Below are 24,487 nucleotides of genomic sequence, written 5' to 3'. Positions count from 1 at the left end.
CTTCTTATCGTGGGGTCGATCGGTCTGCTTGTGGCTGACGGATCGAGAGGGTCAAGGGGTGAGCCGCCGCTCTGGTGGGTCGCCTGTGGGCGGCTCACCCCTCGATGGTTTCTAGCTGCGCGCGAGCGTCGGGTAGTCGGTGTAGCCGGTGTCGTCGCCGCCGTAGATCGTGGTCTGGTCCACCTCGTTCAGCGGGGCGCCGGTGCGGAGCCGCTCGACGATGTCCGGGTTCGCGAGCGCGAACTGCCCCAGCGGGGCGATGTCGGCGAACCCGGCCTCGATGTCGTCGGCGATCTGCTCACGGCCGCGTCCGTAGCGCACGACGAGGACCGAGTTAGGCCACAGGCCGCGCAGGGAACCCAGCAGCTCGTCGTCACCGACGTGGAAGACGTGCAGGTAGACGAGGTCGAGCTTGGCGAGCTCTCCGACCAGGTGCGTGTACTGGGCGCGCACCTCGGCCGGTTCGCCCTCATGGAGCCCGCCGAGGGGAATCGCCGGTGAGATCCGGATGCCGGTGCGGTCGGCTCCGATCTCGTCCGCGACAGCACGCGCCACCTCGATCGCGAACCGTGCACGGTTCTCCACGGAGCCGCCGTACTCGTCGGTGCGCTGGTTCGCGTTCGGTGCCAGGAACTGGTGCGGCAGGAAGCCGTTGCCGGCGTGGATCTCCACGCCGTCGGCGCCGGCCGCGATGGCGGAGGCCGCCGCGTGGCGGAACTCGCCGATCAGGTCCTGGATCTCCGAGACGCTCAGTTCCCGCGGCACCGGGGTCTGCTGGGGTCCGGCCGGGGTGTACACGTCCTGTTCCGCCGAGATCGCGGAGGGTGCCAGCGGCTGACGGTGATGCGGCGTGTTGTCCGGGTGCGCCATGCGCCCCGCGTGTGCCAGCTGGATGAAGAAGTGTCCGCCCGCCGCGTGCACCGCGTCGGTCACGGCCTTCCAGCCCTCGACATGCTCGGGCGTGTAGATCCCCGGCGTGCTCATGTTGCCCTGCCCGTCGTCCGACGGCTGGGTGCTCTCGGAGATCAGCAGGCCGAGCGACGCCCGCTGGGCGTAGTACTCGGCGGCGAACTTGCCGGGGGTCCCGTCGGGGTTCGCGCGGCTGCGGGTCATCGGCGACAGGGCGAGGCGGTGGCTGAGGTCGAGCCGACCGAGTGTGTAGGGCTGCCAGAGAGAGGAAGAGCTCATTGCTTGTGTCGGTCCTTTGCAGTGAACGGGTCGCCATCACCCTCGGCGCGGTACCAGGTCGCATCCGCGCCGCCCAGACGTGCCGGGACAAGGACCGGTCCGCCTGTACGATGATGACTGCACTCATAACTGAGGCCAGTCATTTTGTATTCCCGGCTACTGCGGCCTCGGTGACATCGCCGACGACAGAGGGGTAGTCATGGGCAGATCGACGTACGAACCACCGGCAGGGCGGACTTTCCTGGAGCGGCCCGGGTGGCCGGAGGTGTTGGCGGGCGCCGCCGCATATGGCGCCTCCTTGCTGCTGGTCGCAGTGCTGTTGCCGCTCGTGACAGACCCTGTCGTCCACGGCAACGTGGGACTCGTGGTCTCAGGGGCCATGGGGCTTGTTGCGCTATCTGTCGCGGTCTTGATCCGCATCCGCGGACTGGCGGCCTTTGGCTTCCGGCGGGCTCGGCCGCGACATCTCCTCGTCGGTGCCCTGTTGGGTCTTTTCGCCTACGTGCTGGGCACCATCGCTGCAATCGTCTACATGGTGGCGACCGGGGGTGTGCAGAACGTTCAGGAGAGTTATCAGGCGGCAGCTGCGGGCGGCGGCTTGTCGCTCGCCTTTGCGCTCGTCGCGGGCGCGGTGATCACACCGCTGGGTGAGGAAGGGTTCTTCCGCGGCGTGGTGGCGAACGCCTTGCTAGCCCGGTATGGGGCCTGGGTCGGTGTGCTGGCGAGCGCGGGAGTCTTCGCCGTCGCCCACGGGATCAACCCGATCATGCCGGCGGCGTTCGTCGTGGGTGTACTGACCGCGATCCTCTTCCGGTGGTCGGGTTCGGTCTGGCCGGGCGTGGTGCTGCACGGCGTGAACAACGCGACGGCGCTACTGATCCCGCTCATCGTCGAGCTCGTCGCGGCATGACGAGATTCGCCAGGCCGTCGGCCGACTCTCAACTGACAGCCGGAAGCACGGTCACGATCTGCCGGCGGATGGCTTCCATCACCTCGGCCAGGGTGAAGGCAGGGTCGGCATGCGAAGCCATGGTCAGGAACAGGATCGCTGAGATCACCTGGGCCCGGACGGCCGCGTCGTCCCCGTCTCGGCCGGTGTGCTCGGCGATAAGGTCCGCGACCGCCTGCTGGGTCTGCCCGACGATGGACAGTGCGGTGGCCCGGTTGGGCTCGGCGGGGTCGCCGAACATCATCTCTCGCAGATAGGTATGCCCGTTCTCGATCGGAGCCCGGTTGCACTCCACGATCGGAGTGGCGAGCGCGATCACGGCATCCACGGCGTTCGTGGCTTCCTGAGCGGCGGCAAGGCCCCGTTCGAAGGCGGCGGAATAGCGCGCGTTCTGCACGAGGAGCAGCAGGTCACCCTTGGACTTCACGTAGAGGAACAAGGTGCCAGCGCCGATGTCGGCCTTGTCGGCGATCTCCTGAGTGGTGACGTCGTCCACACTCCGCTGGCTGAACAGCTCGGTGGCAGCCGAGACGATCCGATCGAGCTTGGCCTGCTTGTTCCGCTCCCGCCGGCCGGGCGCGTATGGCTCTCGAGGCATAACCTTCCTTCCTGGAACAAAAGGTGACCCGACTCAGTTCTGACCACAGTCAGCGACGGGCGAGTTCTGTTCCGGGCGCGCTCATTGTCCCATCCGGCCGTGGCATGGCCTGGTGGCCTGGTGGCGTCCCGTGGGCGACATCGGCACGGCAACCGTCACCCACCTTCCACATGTCTACAGAACAGGTCGGGGTAAATGAGTCAGGATCGTATTCGGGTCGGCATTATCGGGGTCCATCCAGAGCGGGGCTGGGCTACGACAGCCCACATACCCGCCTTGCAACAGCTGGCGGAGTTCGAACTCACAGCGGTAAGCCATCACGACCACGAGACCGCCGCCGCTGCCGCGCGCAAGTACAACGTCCCTCATGCGCTCAGCACTGCCAGCGACCTGATCAACCACCCCGACGTCGACCTCGTCGTCGTCGCCGTCAAGGTCACACGACACGAAGAACTCGTCACCAGCGCTATCGAGGCAGGCAAAGCCGTCTTCTGTGAGTGGCCACTGGGCGTCCACCTTGACCAAGCCGTCAGGATGCGCGACCTCGCTCGCGCCCGGGGCATTACCACGGCGATCGGACTCCAGGCTCGGGCGACACCGCCATTCGCGTACATGCGTGATCTCGTCCGGGACGGGTACGTGGGTGAGGTGCTGTCCAGCACGATGATCGGCGCTGGCGTCATCCTCGGTGAGTCGATGAGCCGGGTCCAGGAGTACACGCTCAATCCGGAGAACGGGATCGGGCTACAGCATGTGATGTTCGCCCACTCCATAGATGCCCTGCTCCATGTGCTTGACGGCCGATTCGCCGACGTGAACGCGTTCTTCGCCACGCGACGCTCGACGGTCAGGATCGAGGAGACGGGCGAGGTCCTTCCCATGTCCGTCCCCGATCAGCTCGTGGTCAACGGCACGCTGGAAAATGGCCCCGTCGTCGCCGCCCACTTCCGCGGTGGTCTCTCGCGAGGAACGAACTTCCACTTCGAGATCAACGGCACGAAAGGTGACCTTCTCCTCACCAGTCCGGTCGGCTACACCGGGACAGGCGGCTTCACGCTGAGAGGAGCCACCGGCACCGAGACCCCACATGCCCTGGTCATCCCTGGACCGTACGGCGCCGACCGCTTCGTCAACGATCCGGCACAGGGCGTCGCCAGCGCCTACGCGCAGCTTGCCTCGGATCTCAAGTCCGGAACCCACCTCAGCCCCACTTTCGACGATGGGGTCGAGCTGCACGAGTTGATAGACAGGATCGAGCGCAGCGGTGGCCTTGAACGGCACCGCCCAGACTGAGACCGCCGCGGCGGCCGTCGGGAATGGATCGGGAAGTGGTCGGGGCCGTGCCGATTCCATTCGTCGGCTTCACCCGTACTCCGATTTCGCCGAGATCGATCCGCGCACCGGAAGGCGAATTGACCCATCCGGCCCTGGACCATGCCCCGACCAGCCAGATCGCGCAGAACTTCGGCTCAGTGAGTCCTGCTTTCTGCAGCAGTTGAGGACTGATCTCTCGCCTCACCAGCCCGAATACTGCTGTCACATCTGACACGTGGTAAATGCCGTCGAGGGCCTGGTGCGCGGCTGGACCAAGGCCAGGCCCGGTCAGGCGTACTTCGTCACCGACCGGCATCGGGTGGTCCTGCGCGAGTTTCTCGAGGAGCAGTTCACGGACTACGGCCTGTACGCGCCGATCCCCGACGTGGACGCCGAGACCGCGGCCGAGCAGATCCGTCCCGGCCCGCTGGTTCCTCGGCCAGCCGTGCCTCCTGCACACCGACAAGCCCGCTGCCGAGCTCGGCTACGCGCCAGTCGTCACCCAGGCCGCCAGCCTCGCCGCGCTCCGCACGTCGTTACTGGTCATGTACGCAAGCCTACTGGGGGAAGGGGCTACGGGTTCAATGCTTTGAGTTCCGCCACCAGTGCCGATGTATCGCCAGGCCCGTGAATGACGTCCTAAACCTCCCGGGTCTCGCGGAAGGCGATGTCCTCGCGGTGGACGGCCCCGACGACGTAGTGGAGGGCTGCCTCGGGGGTGATACCCAGCGCTTCAGCGACTACGCGTGGGTCGAGTCGTTGAGTGAGCCATGAAACCGTCAGCGACGGTGGTCCTGCCGACTCCTGTGTCGCTCGCCGGCCTGACCGACCACTGCACGTCGGCTCAAGCCCGTCGGCTGCGACAGGTGGTGCTGCGCACCGTCGTCTCCTCGACCGGCCCGCTGGTCCTGGTCATGCTTGTGCTGGTCGTGGCCATGTTCGTTTACCAGTACGGCTGGCCGACCGCGATCGTCGCGGGAGCCGTGTACAGCACGGTGGTAGTCGTCATGGTCGGACGGATCATTCAGACGGCTGTCCCCGTCCGACGCCAACGTCACCACCCGCGACACGCGACGTACGTGCTGCAGGGCGGGGCAGCAGTGATCGAAGCCCGGATCACCGACCCGGTCCGAGGCGCCGCGGAATTGGCCAACCATGCCAAGGTTCCCGGGACACCCCCGGTCGTCGTCCGGGCGATGCGACAAACCCTGATCACCGCGATCCTGCGCACCAACCCGCAAGCGACTCTGCGGATCACGACCCGCGTCCCCGCGCTCGCACGCCTATACGCAGAAGACTTCGACGCCGCCGCCGAGACGCTCGGCCTGACCCACCGGAGCGTCACGCTCCCGGTGCGGCTGTCACAACGGGTGACCGGGCTGCGGGACCTGGTACTGCTTTCGCCCGGACAGCGAGCTGATGCAACGGAACCACGCCGATAGGCGGCCGATCTCGGCGCCGGCCGCACACCTGTCAGTGTCACGTTCCCGCATAGCCCAGGAGCCGGTCATGCTGACTTACAACCAGCCGCAGCACACGGCAGAAGATGCCGCCGAGGCCATGCGGAACCTGGTGTTTGCGACCCGCACCTTCGCCGACCCGTGCGACACCTACTGGGTGGTATCCGACCTGGCAGCCACGGCCCGTCGCATGGGACAGGTCGCGACCCAGGTCGCCGCCGCCCACAGACAGAACCTGCACCTGGCCCACGACCACACCGGATCCACCGCGCTCGGCGGAGTCAAAGCCCTAACCGCAGCGGCGCACCTGCGCCGGGTCGCCGATCTGCTGCGGCAGGCACACACGAGCCTGGACCTAGCCGCGAAGCATTCCGGTGCGATCGCCTGGTATGGCACGGTGCCAGCACCCACTGGCAAGAAGCAATTCCCGGCTTGCCAGGATCGACGGTCGGAGGCCACCGGCAGGCAGCGGGGCTAGTGCGGCGGGCGCGACGAGGGGGCGGCATCGAATGAGCCGCCCCCTCGACGCGCACTGCTCGGATCTACGTTTCCTTCGGTGCCAGTTCCTCCAGGATCTCGGCGGTCCGGTCGCTCACGTTCTCGTCCTTTTCGATGTAGTGCAGCTTCGTGATGTCGGACGAGGTGTGCCCCAGCAGCTTGGCCGCAAGGTCCGCACCTGCAGATCGCTCGATCGTCGTAGCTACGGTCCGGCGGAAGGAGTGCGGCGTCACCCAGCCCAGTCCGGTGTTCTTCAAGATCTCGCGAAGACGTCGTCGCACATTGTTCGTTGTGAGAGGAGTCCCGTTGCGGGTCTCGAAGATCAGCCCGTCGGGCCGAGCTCCAGCAACATCGACAAGGCGCTTTCGCAGCGCCTCGGCGGTGTACGACGGAACCGCAAGGCGGCGGACCGACGCGCGCGACTTCGGGTGTGGCTGACGGTAGGTCGGCTTCCCCTTGAGCGAGACGATCGTTCCGCTGATCCGGATGGTCGCCGGCGTGGAGGTCACGTCCACGTCGCACTTGCGCAGTGCCAGAACCTCCCCGATCCGCGCCGAGGATCCGATCATCACTTCGATGATCGCTTCCAGCTGACCATCAGGTTTCGGGCCCGAGAGACCCTCCTGGCGACGCCAGCCTTTGGCCGCTGTGCGGACCACTTCGAGTTCTGCATGTGTCAGGGCTCTGGCCTCGGTGTGCGAGCGCTTGAGCCGCTTCACGCCAGCCACGGGGTTACGCTCGATCGCTTCGTACCGCACTGCCAGCCCAAGAGCGAGGCTCAGGACGGTCTTGGCCTGCTTGGCCATGCTGTGGCTCCGATTCTTGGCGAGCGACCGCAGGAACCGGTCGACGCGAGCGACCGTGATCTCGCGAAGGGTGTACCCCTCGAACGCCGGACGGACGAGCTTGTCCATGTTGCGCTCGTAGAGAGCGCGCGTGTTGGGTGCGAGCTCACCGTCCAGGTCGAGGTCCTCCAGCCAGACGTCGACAAGGTCTCCGAATTTGCTGCTGGGTCCCAGGTCCCCGACTCGCGAGGACACTCTGCCGCGCTGTGCGAGCTTCACCTTGAGCTTCGTCTCTGCGGCTTTCGCAGTCTCGGCACTGGCCTCGACCAATCGAAGGTGCCCGTCGACGTCACGGAACTTCGTGCGTGCGCGATAGTTACCGCTCTGGAGCTTGGCGGTGTAGATGTCCCCGAAGGTGCCGATCGGGATGCGCTGCCTAGCCACGACTCATCACCGACTCTCCGACAACTGGCCGGGCTGCGACTCGCGCTGCTCGGACAGCCAGGTCCGCACGTCGCTGACTGTGTATCGCAGGTGCTTGCCGACCCACACGCCACACGGACCCTTCCCCGCAGAGCGCCAGTCGCGCACCGTCGAGACGGGGATACCGAGGTAGGTAGCGAGGTCGTCCGCGGTCAGGAGCGGTTCCAGACCGCTCCCCGGGAGGGCAGTGGGAGTTATGTTCGTGTCCATGTTCGTCAGGGGCAGCAGCGCATCCGACGAAACCTGGGGCAACCCGCGCGAACTCTGGACGGGTACGACGCAACCTCACGGCGAGCACCCTGGGGAGCTCAAAGAGGTGCCAATGGGATGGGAGGGTCAAGTCTCCAGAAACCTTTCAGGCCCGGGATTCCGCAGAATCCCGGGCCTGATTTCGTAGCGGGGGCAGGATTTGAACCTGCGACCTCTGGGTTATGAGCCCAGCGAGCTACCGAGCTGCTCCACCCCGCGTCGGTGATCCCTACTTTACGCACCCCGACGACCGATACGCAAACCGGGACGGGCGGTCGAGACGCAGGTCACAGAGCATCGAACCGATCCGGACGTGGAACCATCGTCCCCATGACGACGGAGCTGAGCGAGACCATCCCGACCGCCGACCGCATCGTCCACCTCACCGACCAGCTCTCCGCCCTGCCCCATCTGCGACCCGACCCGCGCACGAACGCCCTGTTCGGCGATCTGGTGCACACCGTCCTCTCGGCCCCCGAACGGCACGCCCGCGACATCCTGGCGCACGAGGAGGTCCGCCGGCGCACGGCCGCCGTCCGTGACCTGTCCGCACGGGGCGAGACCGCCCTCGAGCACGACTGGGCCGAGCGGATCATCGCCGCCTCCGACCCGCACGCCGCGCTCGCCGCGTTCCCCTACCTCGACAACTACGTGCGGCTCACCGCCCTCGAGGTCCGGCTGCTGCGGGCGGCAGCCGGCACACCCTCCGCCGTCGCCGTCGTGGGGTGCGGGCCCCTGCCGCTCACCGCGTTCGGGTACGCCGACGCCCTCGGCTGCCCCGTCGTGGGCCTGGACCGGGCCGAGGACGCGGTGGCGCGGGCCCGGCGAGTCTCCGCGCGCCTCGGCTCCCCGGTCCGGTTCGAGCGGGCCGACGCCGCCGACGCCGACCTGGCCGGGTACGACGCCGTCGTGCTCGCGGCGCTGGTCGGCGAGACGCCGTCCGACAAGGCTGCCGTGCTCGCCCGGATGGCCGCCGCGATGCGGCCCGGCGCCCACCTGCTGGCGCGCAGCGCGCACGGGCTCCGCACGCTCCTGTACCCGCCCGTGGACCTGCGCGCGATGCCCGGCTTCGAGGTGCTGGAGGTGGTGCATCCCACCGACGACATCATCAACTCGGTGGTCGTGGCCCGCCGCCCCGAACGATGAGGATCTACTACGCTCGAGCTCCGGCTGCCGAAGGACCACCATGACGATCGCTCCTGCTGTCTCCCGCGGTGCCGAGGCCCGGCGCCGGCTACCCCGCCGAGCCCTCGCGTCGCTGCACCTGGCCGCGGACCGGGACCCCGTCGGCATCCTGCAGCACCAGCACACCACACGGCTGCAGGAGCTCGTCCCGGTGCGGGTGGGCCGGATGCTGGAGTCCCCGTTCGCGTTCTTCCGCGGCAGCGCGGCTGTCATGGCCGCCGACCTGTCCGCCGGGCCCACCACCGGGCTGGAGGTCGTGGCCTGCGGTGACGCCCACATCTCCAACTTCGGCTTCTACGCCTCGCCGGAGCGGGAGCTGGTCTTCGACCTCAACGACTTCGACGAGGGCGGGATCGCTCCCTGGGAGTGGGACGTCCGGCGGCTGGTCGCGAGCATCTACATCGCCGCCCGGGCGAACGGCTACTCGGAGGCGGCGTGCCGGGCCGCCTCGCGGGAAGCGGCCCGCAGCTATCAGAGCACGTTGCGCGCGTTCTGCACCCGATCGGCGAGGGACCGCTACTTCGCCCGCGTGGACACCTCCCAGGCCGCGGCGCACTTCGGGGCCACGGGCCGGAACGCCGTCGCGAAGGCCTCGGCGAAAGCCCGCCGACGCACCTCCGAGCAGGTGCTGCGCAAGCTGACGACGCGGACCGACGACGGCGCCGTACGCATCATCGACCAGCCGCCGCTGGTCCAGCACGTCGACCACGCGACCTTCGACGAGATCGAGGACCTCCTCGCCCAGTACCGGTCGACGGTGCGCGAAGACGTCGCCTACCTGCTGTCCCAGTACCGGCTCGTCGACTTCGTCCTCCGTGTCGTGGGCGTGGGCAGCGTCGGCACCCGCTGCTACCTCCTCGCCCTGCAGGGGCCCACCGGAGACGTGCTCTTCCTGCAGGCGAAGGAGGCCCGGCCGACCGTGCTCAGCACGCACGGCGGCCGGCCGGCGGCCGTCCCGGGCGGCGGGGCGGACGCGCACCCCACCGAGGGGCAGCGTGTCGTCGCGGCGCAGCGCATCCTGCAGGCCAGCTCCGACCCGTTCCTCGGGTGGATCACCGGGTGGGCCGGCGAGAGCACGGACAGGCACCGGGTGGACTACTACTGGCGGCAGTTCCGGGACATGAAGGGCTCGGTGGAGCCCCGCGACCTGAGCCGCAAGGAGTTCGTCGCCTACGGCTCGCTGTGCGCCTCGGTGCTCGCCCGGGCGCACGGCCAGTCCCCGAACGCCGACGCGATCGCCGCCTACCTCGGGCGCGGCGACAAGGCCGTGGACGCGCTGGCCGAGTGGGGCGGCGCGTACGCCGACCTGGCCGAGAGCGACTTCGCCGCGTTGCAGGACGCCGTGCGCACCGGCCGGGTGCCCGCACCCGCCGGGGAGTGAACGGGTCCCACGAGGCAGGATCGCGGCCGGTGGTGCTGTCCCGCGCCCCCGACGAGTCAGACCTGCAGGTCACCGGGGTGACCTGCAGGCCTGACGAGGGAGGGAGCGGGGATCAGCCCTGCTGGGCCTCCTCCGCGGCGATCGCGTCCTCCAGCGCCTGCTGGAGGCGGTCCTGTGCCTCGCCGTACGCGGCCCAGTCGCCCGCACGCTGTGCGGCGTTCGCGTCCTCCATGGCGTCCGCGGCCTCCCGCAGGGCGGCGTCGAGCTCGCTCGTCGGGGCACCGGCACCCGGCTCCTCGCCGGTGTCGCCGCTGGGCTCCGTGGAGGGCTCGGTCGACGGCTCCGTGGTCGGCTCGGTACCCGGCTCCGCGTCGTCCGGCGGTGCCGTCGGCGCCTCGTCCTCGGCGGTCCCGGCGTCGCCGGCCTGGGCACCCGAGTCACCGCCGAACACCTGGTCCAGCGCCTCGTCGAGCGTGTCGGCGAACCCGATGTCGTCACCGAAGGACACGAGCACCTTGCGCAGCAGCGGGAACTGCGTGCCACCGGTCGACTGGATGTACACGGGCTGCACGTACAGCAGACCGCCGCCGACCGGCAGGGTGAGCTGGTTGCCGCGCCGCACCGTGGAGGCCCCGATCTGCAGGATGTTCAGCTGCTCGGAGATCGTCGGGTTGGAGTCGAAGTTGTTCTGCACCTGACCGGGGCCCGGCACCGTCGTGTCGCGGGGCAGCTCCAGGAGCCGTAGCTTGCCGTAGTCCTCGGACTTGACGCCGTCCTCGCTGCCCGCGTCGGCGTCCACCGCGAGGAACCCGGTGAGCACCTCACGGTCGGTGTTACCGCCGGGGATGAACGTCGAGGTGAGCGAGAACGTCGACTCCTCCTGGCCCGGCATCTGCAGCGTCAGGTAGTACGGCGGCTGCAGCGGCGCGGGCGTCGTGTCCGACGTCGGGTCGGCCGGGTTGTTCCAGAAGTCCTGGCCCGAGAAGAACTCCGCCGAGTCGGTCACGTGGTACTGGCTGAGCAGCGTGCGCTGCACCTTGAACATGTCCTCCGGGTACCGCAGGTGGCTCATCAGGTCGCCCGAGATCTCCTCCATCGGCTTGACCGCGGCCGGGAAGACGTTGGTCCAGGCCTTGAGGATCGGGTCCTGGTCGTCCCACGCGTACAGGTCCACCGAGCCGTCGTAGGCGTCCACGGTGGCCTTCACCGAGTTGCGGATGTAGTTGACCTCCTCGGGCAGCAGGACGGCGCCGCCCTGCTGCTGCGTGAGGGTGTCCGCCACGGCCTCGTCGAGCGGCGTCGACGTCGAGTACGGCACCGCGTCGCTGGTGGTGTACGCGTCGACGATCCACTTCACGCGGCCGTCCACGACCGCCGGGTACACGCGGTTGTCCAGGGTGAGCCACGGCGCGACCTTGCTCACGCGCGCCTGCGGGTCACGGTCGTAGAGGATCTGCGACTCGCTCGTGACCCGGTCGGAGAACAGGATCTGCTCCTCGCCGAACTTCAGCGCGTACAGCAGCTTGCTGCCGAAGGCACCGACGTCGGGCCCGGCGTCGCCCGTGAAGGTGGTGTTCACCTGGCCGCCGTCGTCCGCGTCGTCGGCCTGGTAGTCGAGCTCCCACGGGTCGCGCGGGTCGGACTCCGGCTTGCCCACGATCGAGTACGTGTCCGTGCTCGGGCTGAAGTAGATGCGCGGCTCGTACTCGCCCTCGAGGTCGGTGATCGCACCCTGCGACGGGATGCCGCCCTCGAAGAACGCCGGGCGGCCGTCAGGACCGGGCTGGTTGCCGTAGGCGGCGACGACGCCGTAGCCGTGCGTGTACACGGTGTGGTCGTTGACCCAGTTGCGCTGGTCCTGGCCGAGGCCCGCGAGGTTCAGCTCGCGCACCGCGATGACGGTGTCCCGCGACTCGCCGTCGATCTGGTACTTGTCCACCGACAGGGAGTCGTTGAAGTTGTAGTACTGCTTGTTCTGCTGGAGCTGGCGGAACGACGGCGACACGATCTGCGGGTCGAGCAGGCGGATCGAGGCGGCGGTGTCGGCGTCCGACCGCAGGGCGCCCTCCTCCGCCTCGGTCGTGGCGTCGTACTGCTCCTTCTCGACGTCGTCGATGCCGAACGCCGAGAGCGTCGCGTCGATGTTGCGCTGGATGTACTCGCTCTCCAGCTCCTGCGCGTTCGGGTTCACCTGGAAGCGCTGCACGACGGCGGGGTAGATGCCGCCGATCGCGATGGCGGAGACGACCATGAGGCCGACGCCGATGGCCGGCAGGCGCCAGTCGCCGCGGAACGCGGTGACCACGAAGAGCAGCGCCACGAAGACGGCGACCACCGTGAGGATGCCCTTGGCGGGGATCACGGCGTGCACGTCGGCGTACGAGGCGCCGTCGAAGCGGTCGCCCGCGTTCGTCAGGATCGAGTAGCGGTCCAGCCAGTAGTTGGCGGCCACCAGCAGCAGGAGCACCGCACCGATGACGGCGAGGTGCACGCGCGCGGCGGTCGTGGTGCGCGGGCCGCCGGCGGCGGCCGGGCCCACGCGGAGCCCGCCGTACAGGTAGTGCGTGATGACGCCGGCGATGCCCGCGATGACCACGACGGAGATGAGGAACCCGACGCCGAACCGCAGCGCGGGCAGCGTGAAGACGAAGAACCCGAGGTCGATGTCGAACTCCGGGTCCGTCCGGCCGAACGGCTCGCTGTTGAACGCGAGGAGCACCGTGCGCCACTGCGCCGACGCCGCGACGCCCGCGAAGAAGCCGACCAGGACCGGCGCGGCGATCATGACGACCCGGCGCAGCGGCTCGACGGCCTCGCGGTACTGGTCGAGCGTGGCCTGCTCGGGGGTGCTCGGTGCGTAGATCGGCCGGGACCGGTAGGCCGCGGTGAACGACCAGAACACCGCCCCGCCCATGATCAGGAAGCCCGCGGCGAACAGCGCCGCGCGCATGCCCCACTCGGTCCAGATCACCCGGGAGAACCCGAGCTGGTCGAACCACATCACCTCGGTCCAGAACTGGGCGAGGAGGAGCAGGGCGGCGATCACGACCGCTACCGCGACAACCGCCACCCCCAGCGGACTGCGTCGTCGGGCTCGAGGGGCGCCGCCGGAGGGGCGGCGAGGTGCTGCGGCGAAGGACACGACTGCGTTACCTCACGTCATCAATGGTTGGGCCGTACCCAGGTGGAACGGCCGGGCGGTGCTCAAGGTTCCCGCACAAGGTTCCCACATCCTCGAGATGTGCAACACACGGTCAACGGGTCCACATGCGGGGGCTCGGGGATCACGAGCAGGTGGGCAGGTCCGCGCCGTGGCCGCGGCCGATCTGCTCGACGGCGGCGCGCGCCTCGGCGAGGGTCGACACCCGCGCCACGTGCAGCCCGTCCGGGACGTTGCCGACCACCTGGTCGCAGTTGTCCGCCGGGGCCAGGAACCACGTGGCGCCGTCCCGCACCGCGCCGTAGAGCTTCTGCTCGATGCCGCCGATCGGGCCCACGGTGCCCTCGGGGCTCATGGTCCCGGTGCCGGCGATCACCTGGCCGTTCGCCTCGTCCTCGGCCGTCAGCTTGTCGATGATGCCGAGCGCGAACATGGTGCCGGCGCTCGGCCCGCCGATGTTCTCGATCTCGATCGAGACGTCCACGGGGAAGTCGTAGCGCGGGTCGATGAAGACGCCCAGCACGGCCCGCTCGCCGTTGCCCGTCGTCGTGATGTCGACGTCGAGCGTGCGGTCCCCGCGCCGCACGCCGAGCGTCACCGTGTCGCCCGGCTCGGTGGCCGCGAGCCCGTCGATCAGGTCCGCGTACGTCCCCACCGGCTCGCCCTGGAACTCCGTGATGACGTCGCCCTCCTCCAGCAGGCCGGCGGCACCCGAACCCTCCTCGGTCCCGGCGACGTCCAGCACGGCGGGCACGTCGTAGTTCAGCTCGGTCAGGGCCGCCGCCGTCGCCGACTCCTGCGAGGAGACCATCTCCGCCTGGCTGACCTCCTGCTGCTCCTCCTGCGTGGTCGTCTCGGGGAAGATCGCCTCGACGGGCAGCACCGAGCGCCGCGGGTCCAGCCAGCCCTGGATCACCTGGCCCGCCGTCATGGGGTAGCCCGGACCGCCCAGCACCGAGACGGTGGTCAGGCGCAGCTCCCCTGTCGACTCGTAGGTGCGGGCGCCCTCGATCTGGATGAGGTCCTGCGCCAGCGTGTCCTCGGTCGGACCGGGCGAGCGCATCGCGTACGGCGTGGGCACCACGAGGGCCAGGGCGGCCAGGATCGCCGTGACCAGCATCGACACGCCAAGGGTCATGGTGCGACGCGTGATCGGCGCGGCCTCGGGCGGCAGGTCCTCGAAGGGCGCCGGCTCGGGCTGCGGGGTGCTCTGGCGGTCACGCATGTCGGTCACCGGCCCATCATTCCGTACTTCGCTGGAGGTTCCATGAACCCGGTCCGACGGCGACCCGCGCACCCGTTCACCTGACGCAACCACTACGCCGTCGTGCAAAGAATTTCCACTCGAACGGTGTGTTCTATCCCACGGGACGCCGATAACACGCTACGGTCGTTCCGTGGCCCACGACGCCCTGACGTCCGTGGAGGTGCGCCGGAGCCGCCGTCGCACCGCCACGGTGAGCGCATATCGCGACGGTGGACGGACCATCGTCGCGATTCCCGCGCGCTTCTCTCGGGCGCAGGAACGGGAGTGGGTGGCCAAGATGGTGGCTCGGCTGGAGGACAAGGAACGACGTCGCCGCCCGTCCGACCAGGAGCTCATGGACCGGGCCTGCGAGCTGTCCGCCAAGTACCTCGACGGCCGGGCCCGCCCCTCGAGCGTGCGCTGGTCGTCCAACCAGGGACGGCGCTGGGGGTCGTGCACCCTGCTCGACGGCTCCATCCGGATCTCCACCCGGGTCCAGGGCATGCCGTCCTGGGTGCTCGACTACGTGCTGCTGCACGAGCTGGCGCACCTGCTGCACGCCGGCCACGGTCCCGAGTTCTGGAAGATCCTGGAGGTCTACCCCCGGACCGACCGGGCGCGCGGCTTCCTGGAGGGCGCGTCCCACGCGCAGGACGACCCGGGACAGCCCACCGCCGACGACGGCGACTGAGCCCGGGTCAGCGCTCCGGGGCGTCGGGGCTGTCCGCTGCGCCGGACTCGTCGGTCCCGGTCTCCGCTGTGCCGCTCTCCCCTGCGCCGGACCCGTCGGTGCCCGCGGCCTCACCGAAGATCTCCTTGAGCGCCGCGTCGACGTCGGCGTGCTCGTTCTCCGCCGCCTCGCGGCGCACCAGGTAGCCCGACGGGTCGTCCAGGTCCTGCGTACCGGGCAGCAGGTCGGGGTGGTCCCAGACCGCGTCCCGTCCCGCCGTGCCCTGCGCGCGGGCCACGATCGCGAACAACGTCGCGGCGTCGCGCGAACGGCGGGGCCGCAGCTCCAGACCGACGAGGGTCGAGAACGTCTGCTCGGCCGGTCCTCCGGCCGCGCGCCGGCGGCGGATCATCTCGCGCAGCGGGACGGCGTGCGGCAGGTGTGGCAGCGTGGCCACGGCCGTGACCTCGTCGACCCAGCCCTCCACCAGCGCGAGCGTGGTCTCCAGGTTGAGCAGCACGGCCTTCTGCTCGTCCGTGTTCTGCAGCCCGAACACGCCGCCCGAGAGCGCGCTGCGCAGCGCGTCGGAGTCGGCCAGGTCGATGTCCCGCACCTGGGCCTCGAGCGCGTCGAGGTCGATCGTGATGCCGCGCGCGTAGCGCTCCACGATCGACAGCAGGTGCGACCGCAGCCAGGGGACGTGCGTGAACAGCCGGGCGTGCGCGGCCTCGCGGACCGCCAGGAACTGCCGGACCTCCTCCAGCGGCGCGTCCAGCCCGTCGGCGAAGGCCGCCACGTTGGTGGGCAGCAGCACCGTGTCGGGGCTGTCGAGCAGCGGCAGGCCGACGTCGGTGGCGCCGAACACCTCGCGCGACAGGGTGCCCGCGGCCTGGCCGACCTGCATGCCGAACACCGCGGAGCCGAGCCGGCGCATCATCTGGGTGGGGTCGATCGTGCCGCCGAGGCCGTGCAGCACGCCTGCGGGCATGCCCGGCACGGCCTCGCCGTCGTCGACGCCCTCGGGAAGCTGGTCGCGGAGCACCGTCGCCAGGGCCTCGGAGACCGACGACGCCACGGGCGCGGCCAGCTCGTTCCAGACCGGCAGCGTGGCCTCGACCCACTCCGACCGGTTCCACGCACGGCGGGTGCCGCCCGCGGGCGGCAGGTCGGTCACGGCATCGAGCCAGAGCTCGGCCACCGCCAGCGCGTCGGTCGCGTCCTTGGCCTGCTTGCCCGTCAGCGACGGGTCGCCCTCGCTCACCGCGACCTGGCGCGCGACGTCGTGGGCGACGTCGGCGTTGACCGGGCCGGTGCCCTCCGCCGAGAGCATCTTCTGCACCTGGGCGAGGGCGTACTGCATCATCACGGGGTCGGGCGGGCCGCCGAGCGCCGTCGGGTCGATGCCCCGCGCCCTCATCTCCGCCATCACGTCGTCTGCGCCGTCGCCGAGCATGGAGCGCAGCATGTCCTCCCACGACTGGGGGGTATCGCCGGGCTGGTGCTGGTCGCTCATAAGGTCACCGTAACCGGGTGGGCAAGGGGCGTGCCGTGCTTTCGGCTCTGGGCGCACACGGGAACTCCGGGGCCGCCCGGCGCATTGGGGCATCTTCGGCACCGGCCGCCCCGGGCACCTCTGGAACTGTGGACGACGGCCGGGCGCGGGCTTCGCCGTCGGGCATCGTTGTCGGCATGACGCGCGCTCCCCTCCTGCGGCTCCGGCCCGGCACGCCCGTGCTCAGCCGGGGCGGCGGGCAGGTGCAGTGCGGATCCGACCCGCGCTGGTCGTTCGTGCTGTCCGGGCTCACGGCGGCCGAGGAGACCTGGCTGGGCGAGGTGGCCGAACGGCGCCACGTGACGGTCGAGCAGGCGGCCGCGCGCTGCGGCGTCCCGGCCGAGCGACGGGACGAGATCATGACCGCGCTGTTCCGCGCGGGCGTTCTGGTACCGGTGCCCAGGTCGGTGGGCGCGGTGACGGCCCCGGCGGACGGCGCGGCCGACGCGACGGTGCTCGGCATGCTGCGGCCCGACGGCGCCGGCCTGGCCACCCTGGCGGATCGGGCACGGCGGACGGTGGGCGTCGTCGGCCTCGGACGGGTCGGGACCGGCATCGCGCAGCAGCTCGCGACGGCGGGCGTCGGCCGGCTGGTGCTGCACGACCCCCTGCCGGCGCAGGTCACCGACCTGGCGGCGGGCGGGCTGCGGTCCGGGGACGTGGGCCGGGCGCGCCACGACGCGGTGCGGTCGCTCCTGGCGGAGCGCGCCCCGCGCATGACGGTCCGGGTGGACGACGACGTCGCGGGCCCCGACCCGGCGGAGCTCGACGTCGTGGTCGTCACCGAACCGCACGCCGCGCACCCGGCGCGCTACCGGCGCCTGCTCGGACTGGGCGTGCCGCACCTGCCGGTGGTCGTGCGCGAGGCCGACATGGTGGTGGGGCCGTTCGTCCGGCCCGGCCTGTCGGCGTGCGTCACGTGCGTGGACCTCGCACGCGCCGACGCCGACCGCGAGTGGCCCGCACTGGCCACGCAGCTGCGCACGGCGGCCGAGCCGACGCACGAGGCGACGCTCGCCGCCGTGGCAGCGGCGACGGCCGCCGGCCAGGTGCTCGCCCAGCTGGACGGGCACCGGCCTGCGGCCGTCGGTGCGTGCCTGGAGATCGCTCTCCCGGCGGGGCTCCCCCGAGCTCGCCCGGCGGACCCGCACCCGCGCTGCGGGTGCGTGGTCCTGCCTGCGGACGGCGCAGGCACGGGCATCACCTGATGCGTCAGGCGGCGGCGACGTTCTCCGACTTGCGCGGCCGGCCACGGCCCCGCTTGCGGGCCACGACGACACCGTCGACGAAGACCTCGCCACCCCAGACACCCCAGGGCTCGTTCCGCTCGAGGGCGCCGGCGAGGCAGCCCTCGATGAGGGGGCAGGTGCGGCAGAGCGCCTTGGCCTGCTCCACCTGCGCGCTGTGCTCGGCGAACCACAGCTCCGGGTCGTTGGTACGGCACGGCAGCAGTGTGTCCATGAGCCGGTCGAACTCCGCCGAGTCCGAACCGGTCCCGCTCGTGGCGGGCTGTTGAGGCGGGTCCCAGGGGCCCGAGCCGCCCTGGGGAAGAGTGTCGAGGAGCGCAGTGAGGCGCACGGTTGTCTCCTGTGTCCTGTGTGATGAACGTCGTCGGTGAACGTCGGGTGGAACAGGACCCCGGGCTAGGTCTTCGCCGGGCCGGCCGAGGGGCCGGGTCTCCGGGCAAAAACTAAGGCCGCGGGTCCTAGGTGGACTCCGCGGCCTGGAACTCTTCGGTCCTAGTGGACCGACAAGTCTCCTGGAGATGCGGAGTCGGGTGCGAGAGCGGACGGCTTGAAGCCTCCACGGTGAGTGCGCGCGCGGACGGGCAGAGCTGCGCCGTTGACCGGGGCCGGCTCGCTGCCGAGCACATAGCCACGCACGTGCAGATCCGCCTGCGAAATCATGTTCATCTCCAAGACACCCACCTCCTCACTCGAATCCGGGTAAGACCTTTCGGTCTCGCCCACTGCTGTCAGGGACATCTGAACACTATGCCGGGCCGCCGGGACGGGCCAACTCTTTTTCCGAACTTTCTTGAGAAGTTTTTCGCGGGCCGGTGGACGACCCGCGAGACACCCCTCAGGAGCGCGCCGCACCCGACACGATCGCGAGGATCGCGGCGCCGTACCGGTCGATCTTGGCCGGTCCGATGCCGTTCACGCGAGCGAGTTCGGCCGTGCCCGAAGGTCGCATCTCGGCGATGGCCGCCAGGGTGGCGTCGGTGAGCACGGTGTAGGCCGGCTTGTCCGTCTCGCGGGCCACCTCGAGCCGCCAGTCGCGCAGCGCGTCGAACAGCTCGGCGTCGTGCTCGCCCGTGAGCAGCGCGCGGGCCTGGTCCCGGGGCGCGGTGCGCGCACGCGGGGCGCGCGACTCGTCCGGCCACAACCCGTCGAGGAACCGCGTGCGCTTGCGCGTCGCACGCCCGCCCGGGTTCCGCGAGCGCCCGAACGAGACCTCGAGGTGCACGCGGGCCCGCGTGATCCCGACGTACAGCAGCCGCCGTTCCTCGTGCACGGCCTCGTCGGTCTCCGCGAGCGAGATGGGCATGAGTCCCTCGCTCATGCCGGCCAGGAAGACGGCGTCCCACTCCAGCCCCTTGGCGGCGTGCAGGGACGCGAGGGTGACGCCCTCGACGGTGGGGGCGTGCTGCGCGGACGCCCGCTCGTCCAGCTCCGCGACGAGCGTCGCGACCGTCGCGGGGTTCTCGCGGGTCGCGGCCGCGGCCAGGTCGTCGGCGAGCCTGACGAGCGCCTGCATGGCGTCCCAGCGCTCGCGGGCGGCGCCGCGCGCCGAGGGGGCCTGGTCGGCCCAGCCGGCCGTGGCGAGGATGTCGCGCACCTGGTCCGGCATGGGCAGCTCCGGGTCGGCGGACCGGGCGGCGCCCCGCAGCAGCACCAGCGCGTCGCGGACCTCCTTGCGCTGGAAGAACCGTTCGCCGCCGCGCACGAGGTACCCCACGCCGGCGTCGGCGAACGCTGCCTCGAAGGCCTCGGACTGGGCGTTGGTGCGGTAGAGCACCGCGATCTCGCTGGGGCGCACGCGACCGGACTCGATGAGCCGGGCGGCGCGGGTGGCGATGCCCTTGGCCTCGGCCTCGTCGTCGTCGTAGGCCTGGAAGGTGACGGGCGGGCCGGGATCACGCTGTGCGACGAGCTCCAGGGCCTGGTGCGCGCCGCCCGCACGCCCCGCGCGCCTGAGCACCTCGTTGGCGAGGTGCACCACCTGGGGCGTGGACCGGTAGTCGCGGACCAGCCGGATCTCCTGGGCATCCGGGTAGGTGCGGCGGAACTCGAGCAGGTGGCGCGGGGTGGCGCCGGTGAAGGAGTAGATGGTCTGGGAGGGGTCGCCGACGACGCACAGCTCCGTGCGGCCGCCGAGCCACTGCTCCAGCAGGAACTGCTGGAGGGGCGAGACGTCCTGGTACTCGTCGACCACGAAGTGCCGGTACTGCGAGCGGACCTCGTCGGCCACGATCTTGTGGCTGTTCAGCATGTCCGCGAGCATGAGGAGCACGTCCTCGAAGTCGATGACGCCGCGCTCGGTCTTGACGTCCTCGTACGCGGTGATGAGGCGGGAGACCGTCTGGGTGTCGTAGCCCGAGGGCGCCAGGCGGCCGGTCGCGGTCGCGGCCTTCTCGTAGTCGTCGGCCGTGACGAGCGAGACCTTGGCCCACTCGACCTCGCTGCTGAGGTCTCGGACGGCCACGCGGTCCACGGACAGCCCGAGCCGCCGGGCCGCCTCCGCGACGAGCTGCGCCTTGTACTCCTGCAGGCGCGGGGGCGCCCCGCCGACGACGCGCGGCCAGAAGTAGCTGAGCTGCCGCAGCGCGGCGGCGTGGAAGGTGCGGGCCTGCACGCCCTGGACGCCGAGCTGGCGCAGCCGGGTGCGCATCTCCCCCGCGGCACGCGCCGTGAACGTCACGGCCAGCATGCTCGTCGGCTTGTACGCGCCGATGCGGACGCCGTACGCGATGCGGTGCGTGATGGCGCGGGTCTTGCCCGTGCCGGCCCCGGCGAGCACCACGACCGGACCGTTGAGCGCGAGCGCCACCTCGCGCTGCTCGGGGTCGAGCGCGGAGAGGATCGCGTCGGGGCTCAGGGGTCCAGGATGATTCGGACCGGCGGCGGAGTTGGTCTGGGTGAGCATCGTCTGCGATTCTCGCAGCAACCACTGACACGCCCCGCACGACCCTGCCAAGGAGGCCCGATGTCCGAGGCGACCTCGCCCGTTCCCGAGACCGGCACCGTCCTGATGTACTCGACGACCTGGTGCGGCTACTGCCGCCGGCTGCGCACGCAGCTCGACTCGGAGGGCATCGGCTACACGGTCGTGGACATCGAGGAGCACCCGGAGGCGGCGGCGTTCGTGGAGCAGGTCAACGGCGGCAACCAGACCGTGCCGACGGTGGTCTACCCGGACGGCTCGGCGGCGACCAACCCGTCGCTGGCCGACGTGCGGCGGGCGCTGGCCGCCTGACGCCGCCCTCGGCTCAGCCCTGGTCCTGGGTCGCCTCGTCCAGGTCCTCCAGCATGGACGTGGCGTCCTCGATGACCTCGGGCAGCCGGTGCCGCACGCCGTGCAGGAGCCACCGGGCGAGAGCGAGCTCGCCGACGAGCATCGCACGCTCGGCCAGGCGCGGGTCGCTCAGCTCCGTGCGGCGCAGCTGGTAGGCCTCCATGATGGAGTCGACGGCCTCGATCGGGGCCGCCGCGATGAGCCAGGCGAGGTCGTCGGCAGGGTCCGCGACCCGCGCCTCCGACCAGCCGGAGACCGCCACCACCCGCTGCCGGTCCACGAGCAGCTGGTCGGGCGCCAGGTCGCCGTGCGCCACGACGGGCCGGAACTTCCACAGCGACACGTCCTCCAGCGCGGTCTCCCACCGCCGCAGCAGCGTCGGAGGCACGCGGCCGGTCCTGGCCGCCTCGTCGACCTCGGTGAGGCGCCGCTCCCGGTACTCGGAGGCGGTGTAGCTGGGCAGGCCGCAGGTCTCCACGACCGAGGTGGGCAGCTCGTGGATCGCGGCGATCGCCCGCCCGAGGTCGGCGGCCAGGCCGGGGCCGGGCTCCAGCGCCTCGACGTCGAGGGTGGTGCCGATGATCCGCCGGTGCACCACGGCCCGGCCGCCCTCCGGCAGCAGCGCGTGGCCCGCGACCTGCGGCACCACGAACGGCAGCACGCCCGTGTCGATGTAGAGCCGCAGCGCGTCGAGCAGCTCGATCTCGGCCTCCAGCGCTGCGCCGGCCACGGTGGTGCGCGGCGCGCGCACCACCCATTCCTGGCCGTCCTGACCGGTGACGACGGCGACGTCGTAGTCGCCCGCGAGGTCTCCGACACGGACGGACTGGGCGTCGAGGCCGGGTACGGCGGCGGTCGAGAGGGCGGCGAGGGCGAGGGGCGTGCGGGACACGTGCACACCGTATTGCAGCGTCGGCGGTGCCACGGACCAGGCCGGGGGTGTGTCCGGCCCTGGTCCGTGGCACCGCCGTGCGGCACCGCCGCGGCTACGCGCGGCCGGTCCGTCGCAGGTTCGCGTGGGCGAGGGCGTGGGACAGGCCGACGGTGAGGAACAGCCCGCCGGCCCACCAGAGGAGGAGGAACAGCATCCCGAGGTCGAGCGTGCCCCAGACGAGCACGCCCGCCCCGAACGCCGCCACGACGACGCCCGGCCAGCTCCGGCCCACGAGGAGCAGCAGGCCCAGGCCCACCGGGACGGCGGTGTAGATCATGGCTTCCGCGTCCATGCCCCAGCTCCCCGCGAGCGCGCCGCTGAGCAGCTGGGCGCTGGGCAGCATCAGCAGGACGCCGCCGGCGATGCGCCAGGCGGGCGCGGGCCGGCCGTGCCGAGCGATGACCGGCACGATCAGTGCCGCCCAGGCGAGCATCGCCGTCGGGACGAACGTCATCTGCGCCGCGAGGGCGAGGGCGGTGAGCGCGGCGAGCACCACGACCGTGGTGGCCGTGCGCGCACGGGCGGGGACGACGAGCGGCAACGCGGCCACCAGCGCCGGGACGAGGCTCCACAGGACGACGGCGAAACCGTCCCCCTGGATCGGGAGGAAGAGGCCGAAGGTCATGCCGTCCGGCCAGAGGAACGTCTCGAACATCGCGGTGAACACCGCCATGGCGACCGCCGTCCACTGCAGGACTCGGCGGATCCGCCCGGCGCGGTCGGCGTCGTGCCCCAGCTCCGCCTGCACGCGCCGGGTGAACGTCGCGGGGTCGCCGAGCCCCTCGACCGCCTGCTCGGGGGTGCGGCCGGCCTCGGCGGCGTCCGCGAAGTGGGCCCGCACGTCGTCGAGCACGGCGGAGCGCTGGGCGGGGGTGAGCGCCCGCAGACGCTTGGCGACGTCCCGCAGGTACGTGTCTTCGGTGTCGGCGTTCATCGTGGTGCCTTCCGTCGTGGTGGCCCGTCTCATCGTGATCCCTCCAGGAGTGCGTCGACCTGCGCGCCGAGCGACACCCAGACCCGGGTGAACGTGGCGAGCTGTTCGGAGCCGTGCTGGGTGATCGCGTAGTAGCGGCGGGGACGGCCGGTGCCGGACGTGTCCCACCGGGGCTCGACGAGCCCGTTCTCGCGCATGCGGGCAAGTAGCGGGTAGAGGCTGCCCTCGCTCGCGATGAGCTCCCGCGCGGTGAGGTCGCCCGCCAGCTCGAGGCCGTACTTCTCGCCGTGGGAGAGCAGCGCGAGCACGCAGTACTCGAGCACTCCCTTCCGGAGGTTGGTGGCGATCCGCTCTTCGCTCATGCCCGCGAGCCTAACCTTGTATAGCAAGACTTGCAATACAAGTCTTGCTAGGCAAGGGCATGTCGTCGGCGCGGCTGCGGCCGGGCGGCTACCGTCGTGCGGTGCACCCTCTCGACCTCCTTTTCCTCCGGGCCGCCCACGACCGCGCCGCGCACCGGCGCGCGGAGCCGCGTCTCGTCGACGACCTCCTCAAGGAGCCCGGCACCCGGATCCTGGTGCTGCAGGGCGACCAGGTGGCCACGGCCGGCCCGCGCGTGGCGTTCCTCGCGCCCGACGACGTCGCCCACCTCGCCGTCGGCGCCCACCTCTTCCTCGGGGAGGCCGACGGCGTGCCGTACCTCGCGGCGGTGCTCGCCCGGACCGCCCCCGAGCCCGCCCTCGGCTCCGTCCCCGAGCCGGGCACGGGCTGGGCCGGGCTGCGCACGCTCGACGTGCCCGACCTGGACCAGGGCCTCGCCGTCGAGGCGATCGCCCTGGCCCGCTGGCACGAGACGCACACGCACTGCCCCCGGTGCGGCACCCCGACCGAGGTGGCCCAGGCCGGCTGGGTGCGCATCTGCCCGGAGGACGGGTCGCACCACTTCCCGCGCACCGACCCCGCGGTGATCATGGCGATCACCGACGCCGACGACCGCCTGCTGCTGGCGCGCGGACCGGCGTGGGGCACGGACCGCCGCTCGGTGCTGGCGGGTTTCGTCGAACCCGGCGAGAGCCTGGAGCAGGCGGTGGTGCGCGAGACGGCGGAGGAGGTCGGCGTCGTCGTGGACCCGGCGACCGTCGAGTACCGCGGCAGCCAGCCGTGGCCGTTCCCGGCCTCCCTCATGCTCGGCTTCCGGGCCCGGGCGACCACGACGGCCCTCGTGCGCCAGGAGGACGAGATCGCCGAGGCCGACTGGTTCACGCGGGCCGAGCTCGGCGCGGCAATCGCGGAGGGCCGGCTGAGCCCGCCCGGCCGCTCCTCGATCGCGCGCGCCCTGATCGAGGAATGGCACGGCGGTCGGGTCGGCGACTGACCGGCGGC

General features: G+C 70.9%; 22 protein-coding genes and 1 tRNA gene. 10 read left to right on the top strand and 13 right to left on the bottom strand.

What is annotated here, in order from left to right; translation table 11 throughout:
* Positions 1–111: 111 nt before the first annotated feature.
* Positions 112–1,188 carry an alkene reductase gene (locus tag APR03_RS11880; protein ID WP_171107485.1) on the bottom strand — a complete coding sequence of 359 codons (1,077 nt, stop codon included), beginning with the start codon at positions 1,186–1,188 and terminating at the stop codon, positions 112–114.
* A 199-nt stretch (positions 1,189–1,387) separates the two neighbouring features.
* Here APR03_RS11880 and APR03_RS11875 point away from each other — a divergent pair, with 199 nt between their 5' ends.
* Complete coding sequence (locus APR03_RS11875) at positions 1,388–2,098, top strand: CPBP family intramembrane glutamic endopeptidase (RefSeq protein ID WP_253835907.1); 711 nt, start codon at positions 1,388–1,390, stop codon at positions 2,096–2,098.
* A gap of 28 nt (positions 2,099–2,126) precedes the next feature.
* Here the strand turns inward: APR03_RS11875 and APR03_RS11870 are convergent, their stop codons facing one another.
* Positions 2,127–2,735 carry a TetR/AcrR family transcriptional regulator gene (locus tag APR03_RS11870; RefSeq protein ID WP_171107481.1) on the bottom strand — a complete coding sequence of 203 codons (609 nt, stop codon included), beginning with the start codon at positions 2,733–2,735 and terminating at the stop codon, positions 2,127–2,129.
* Between the two features lie 195 nt (positions 2,736–2,930).
* Between APR03_RS11870 and APR03_RS11865 the strand changes: the two genes are divergently transcribed.
* From APR03_RS11865 to APR03_RS11855, 3 genes are all read left to right on the top strand, one after another.
* Positions 2,931–4,028, top strand: a complete 1,098-nt coding sequence (locus APR03_RS11865) for a Gfo/Idh/MocA family protein (protein ID WP_253835906.1) — start codon at positions 2,931–2,933, stop codon at positions 4,026–4,028.
* A gap of 887 nt (positions 4,029–4,915) precedes the next feature.
* Complete coding sequence (locus APR03_RS11860) at positions 4,916–5,491, top strand: hypothetical protein (protein ID WP_253835905.1); 576 nt, start codon at positions 4,916–4,918, stop codon at positions 5,489–5,491.
* Between the two features lie 67 nt (positions 5,492–5,558).
* A complete protein-coding gene (locus APR03_RS11855) occupies positions 5,559–5,987 on the top strand; it encodes a hypothetical protein (protein WP_253835904.1) in 429 nt (142 codons plus the stop codon).
* A 64-nt stretch (positions 5,988–6,051) separates the two neighbouring features.
* Here APR03_RS11855 and APR03_RS11850 read toward each other — a convergent pair whose 3' ends face one another.
* The 3 genes from APR03_RS11850 to APR03_RS11840 form a co-directional block, all read right to left on the bottom strand.
* Entirely contained in the window at positions 6,052–7,236 is a 1,185-nt protein-coding gene (locus APR03_RS11850; RefSeq protein ID WP_253835902.1) for a tyrosine-type recombinase/integrase, read from the bottom strand.
* 6 nt (positions 7,237–7,242) lie between these two features.
* Positions 7,243–7,485, bottom strand: coding sequence for a helix-turn-helix domain-containing protein (locus APR03_RS11845; RefSeq protein ID WP_253835900.1), 243 nt, complete (start codon positions 7,483–7,485; stop codon positions 7,243–7,245).
* Between the two features lie 184 nt (positions 7,486–7,669).
* Positions 7,670–7,743: transfer RNA gene (locus APR03_RS11840), tRNA-Met, on the bottom strand.
* A gap of 111 nt (positions 7,744–7,854) precedes the next feature.
* Between APR03_RS11840 and APR03_RS11835 the strand changes: the two genes are divergently transcribed.
* Positions 7,855–8,670 carry a nicotianamine synthase family protein gene (locus APR03_RS11835; protein WP_253835898.1) on the top strand — a complete coding sequence of 272 codons (816 nt, stop codon included), beginning with the start codon at positions 7,855–7,857 and terminating at the stop codon, positions 8,668–8,670.
* A 40-nt stretch (positions 8,671–8,710) separates the two neighbouring features.
* A complete protein-coding gene (locus APR03_RS11830; protein ID WP_253835896.1) occupies positions 8,711–10,090 on the top strand; it encodes a DUF2252 domain-containing protein in 1,380 nt (459 codons plus the stop codon).
* Between the two features lie 112 nt (positions 10,091–10,202).
* Here APR03_RS11830 and APR03_RS11825 read toward each other — a convergent pair whose 3' ends face one another.
* Positions 10,203–13,232 carry a UPF0182 family membrane protein gene (locus tag APR03_RS11825; RefSeq protein WP_253835894.1) on the bottom strand — a complete coding sequence of 1,010 codons (3,030 nt, stop codon included), beginning with the start codon at positions 13,230–13,232 and terminating at the stop codon, positions 10,203–10,205.
* A gap of 142 nt (positions 13,233–13,374) precedes the next feature.
* Positions 13,375–14,475, bottom strand: a complete 1,101-nt coding sequence (locus APR03_RS11820; protein ID WP_253835928.1) for a YlbL family protein — start codon at positions 14,473–14,475, stop codon at positions 13,375–13,377.
* A 172-nt stretch (positions 14,476–14,647) separates the two neighbouring features.
* Between APR03_RS11820 and APR03_RS11815 the strand changes: the two genes are divergently transcribed.
* Positions 14,648–15,187: a SprT-like domain-containing protein gene (locus tag APR03_RS11815; RefSeq protein WP_253835892.1), complete on the top strand. Its 540-nt coding sequence runs from the start codon at positions 14,648–14,650 to the stop codon at positions 15,185–15,187.
* Positions 15,188–15,194: 7 nt separating this feature from the next.
* Here the strand turns inward: APR03_RS11815 and APR03_RS11810 are convergent, their stop codons facing one another.
* A complete protein-coding gene (locus APR03_RS11810; RefSeq protein ID WP_253835891.1) occupies positions 15,195–16,679 on the bottom strand; it encodes a zinc-dependent metalloprotease in 1,485 nt (494 codons plus the stop codon).
* A gap of 176 nt (positions 16,680–16,855) precedes the next feature.
* On the opposite strand from APR03_RS11810, the gene APR03_RS11805 reads away from it, so the two are divergent.
* Positions 16,856–17,926 carry a ThiF family adenylyltransferase gene (locus tag APR03_RS11805; protein WP_253835889.1) on the top strand — a complete coding sequence of 357 codons (1,071 nt, stop codon included), beginning with the start codon at positions 16,856–16,858 and terminating at the stop codon, positions 17,924–17,926.
* Positions 17,927–17,930: 4 nt separating this feature from the next.
* Here the strand turns inward: APR03_RS11805 and APR03_RS11800 are convergent, their stop codons facing one another.
* Both APR03_RS11800 and APR03_RS11795 read right to left on the bottom strand, forming a co-directional pair.
* Complete coding sequence (locus tag APR03_RS11800; protein ID WP_308216487.1) at positions 17,931–18,296, bottom strand: WhiB family transcriptional regulator; 366 nt, start codon at positions 18,294–18,296, stop codon at positions 17,931–17,933.
* 504 nt (positions 18,297–18,800) lie between these two features.
* The gene (locus tag APR03_RS11795; RefSeq protein WP_253835887.1) at positions 18,801–20,867 is read right to left on the bottom strand and encodes an ATP-dependent helicase; all 2,067 of its coding nucleotides are present in this window, start codon (positions 20,865–20,867) and stop codon (positions 18,801–18,803) included.
* 60 nt (positions 20,868–20,927) lie between these two features.
* On the opposite strand from APR03_RS11795, the gene APR03_RS11790 reads away from it, so the two are divergent.
* Positions 20,928–21,197 carry a mycoredoxin gene (locus tag APR03_RS11790; protein ID WP_253835885.1) on the top strand — a complete coding sequence of 90 codons (270 nt, stop codon included), beginning with the start codon at positions 20,928–20,930 and terminating at the stop codon, positions 21,195–21,197.
* A gap of 13 nt (positions 21,198–21,210) precedes the next feature.
* Here APR03_RS11790 and APR03_RS11785 read toward each other — a convergent pair whose 3' ends face one another.
* The 3 genes from APR03_RS11785 to APR03_RS11775 all read right to left on the bottom strand — a co-directional run bounded on the left by APR03_RS11785 (position 21,211) and on the right by APR03_RS11775 (position 23,466).
* The gene (locus APR03_RS11785; RefSeq protein WP_253835884.1) at positions 21,211–22,128 is read right to left on the bottom strand and encodes a macrolide 2'-phosphotransferase; all 918 of its coding nucleotides are present in this window, start codon (positions 22,126–22,128) and stop codon (positions 21,211–21,213) included.
* Positions 22,129–22,222: 94 nt separating this feature from the next.
* Positions 22,223–23,104 (bottom strand): DUF1700 domain-containing protein, encoded by an 882-nt coding sequence (locus tag APR03_RS11780; protein WP_253835883.1) that lies wholly within the window; start codon positions 23,102–23,104, stop codon positions 22,223–22,225.
* Positions 23,105–23,133: 29 nt separating this feature from the next.
* A complete protein-coding gene (locus APR03_RS11775) occupies positions 23,134–23,466 on the bottom strand; it encodes a PadR family transcriptional regulator (RefSeq protein ID WP_253835882.1) in 333 nt (110 codons plus the stop codon).
* A gap of 101 nt (positions 23,467–23,567) precedes the next feature.
* On the opposite strand from APR03_RS11775, the gene nudC reads away from it, so the two are divergent.
* On the top strand, positions 23,568–24,479 hold the full coding sequence (gene nudC, locus APR03_RS11770; RefSeq protein ID WP_253835881.1) for an NAD(+) diphosphatase: 912 nt from the start codon (positions 23,568–23,570) through the stop codon (positions 24,477–24,479).
* Positions 24,480–24,487: the final 8 nt, after the last annotated feature.

It is taken from the genome of Promicromonospora thailandica (assembly GCF_024171955.1).
In the GTDB taxonomy this organism is placed as follows: Bacteria; Actinomycetota; Actinomycetes; order Actinomycetales; family Cellulomonadaceae; genus Promicromonospora; species Promicromonospora thailandica.
This window is presented reverse-complemented; position numbering and strand designations above follow the sequence as displayed.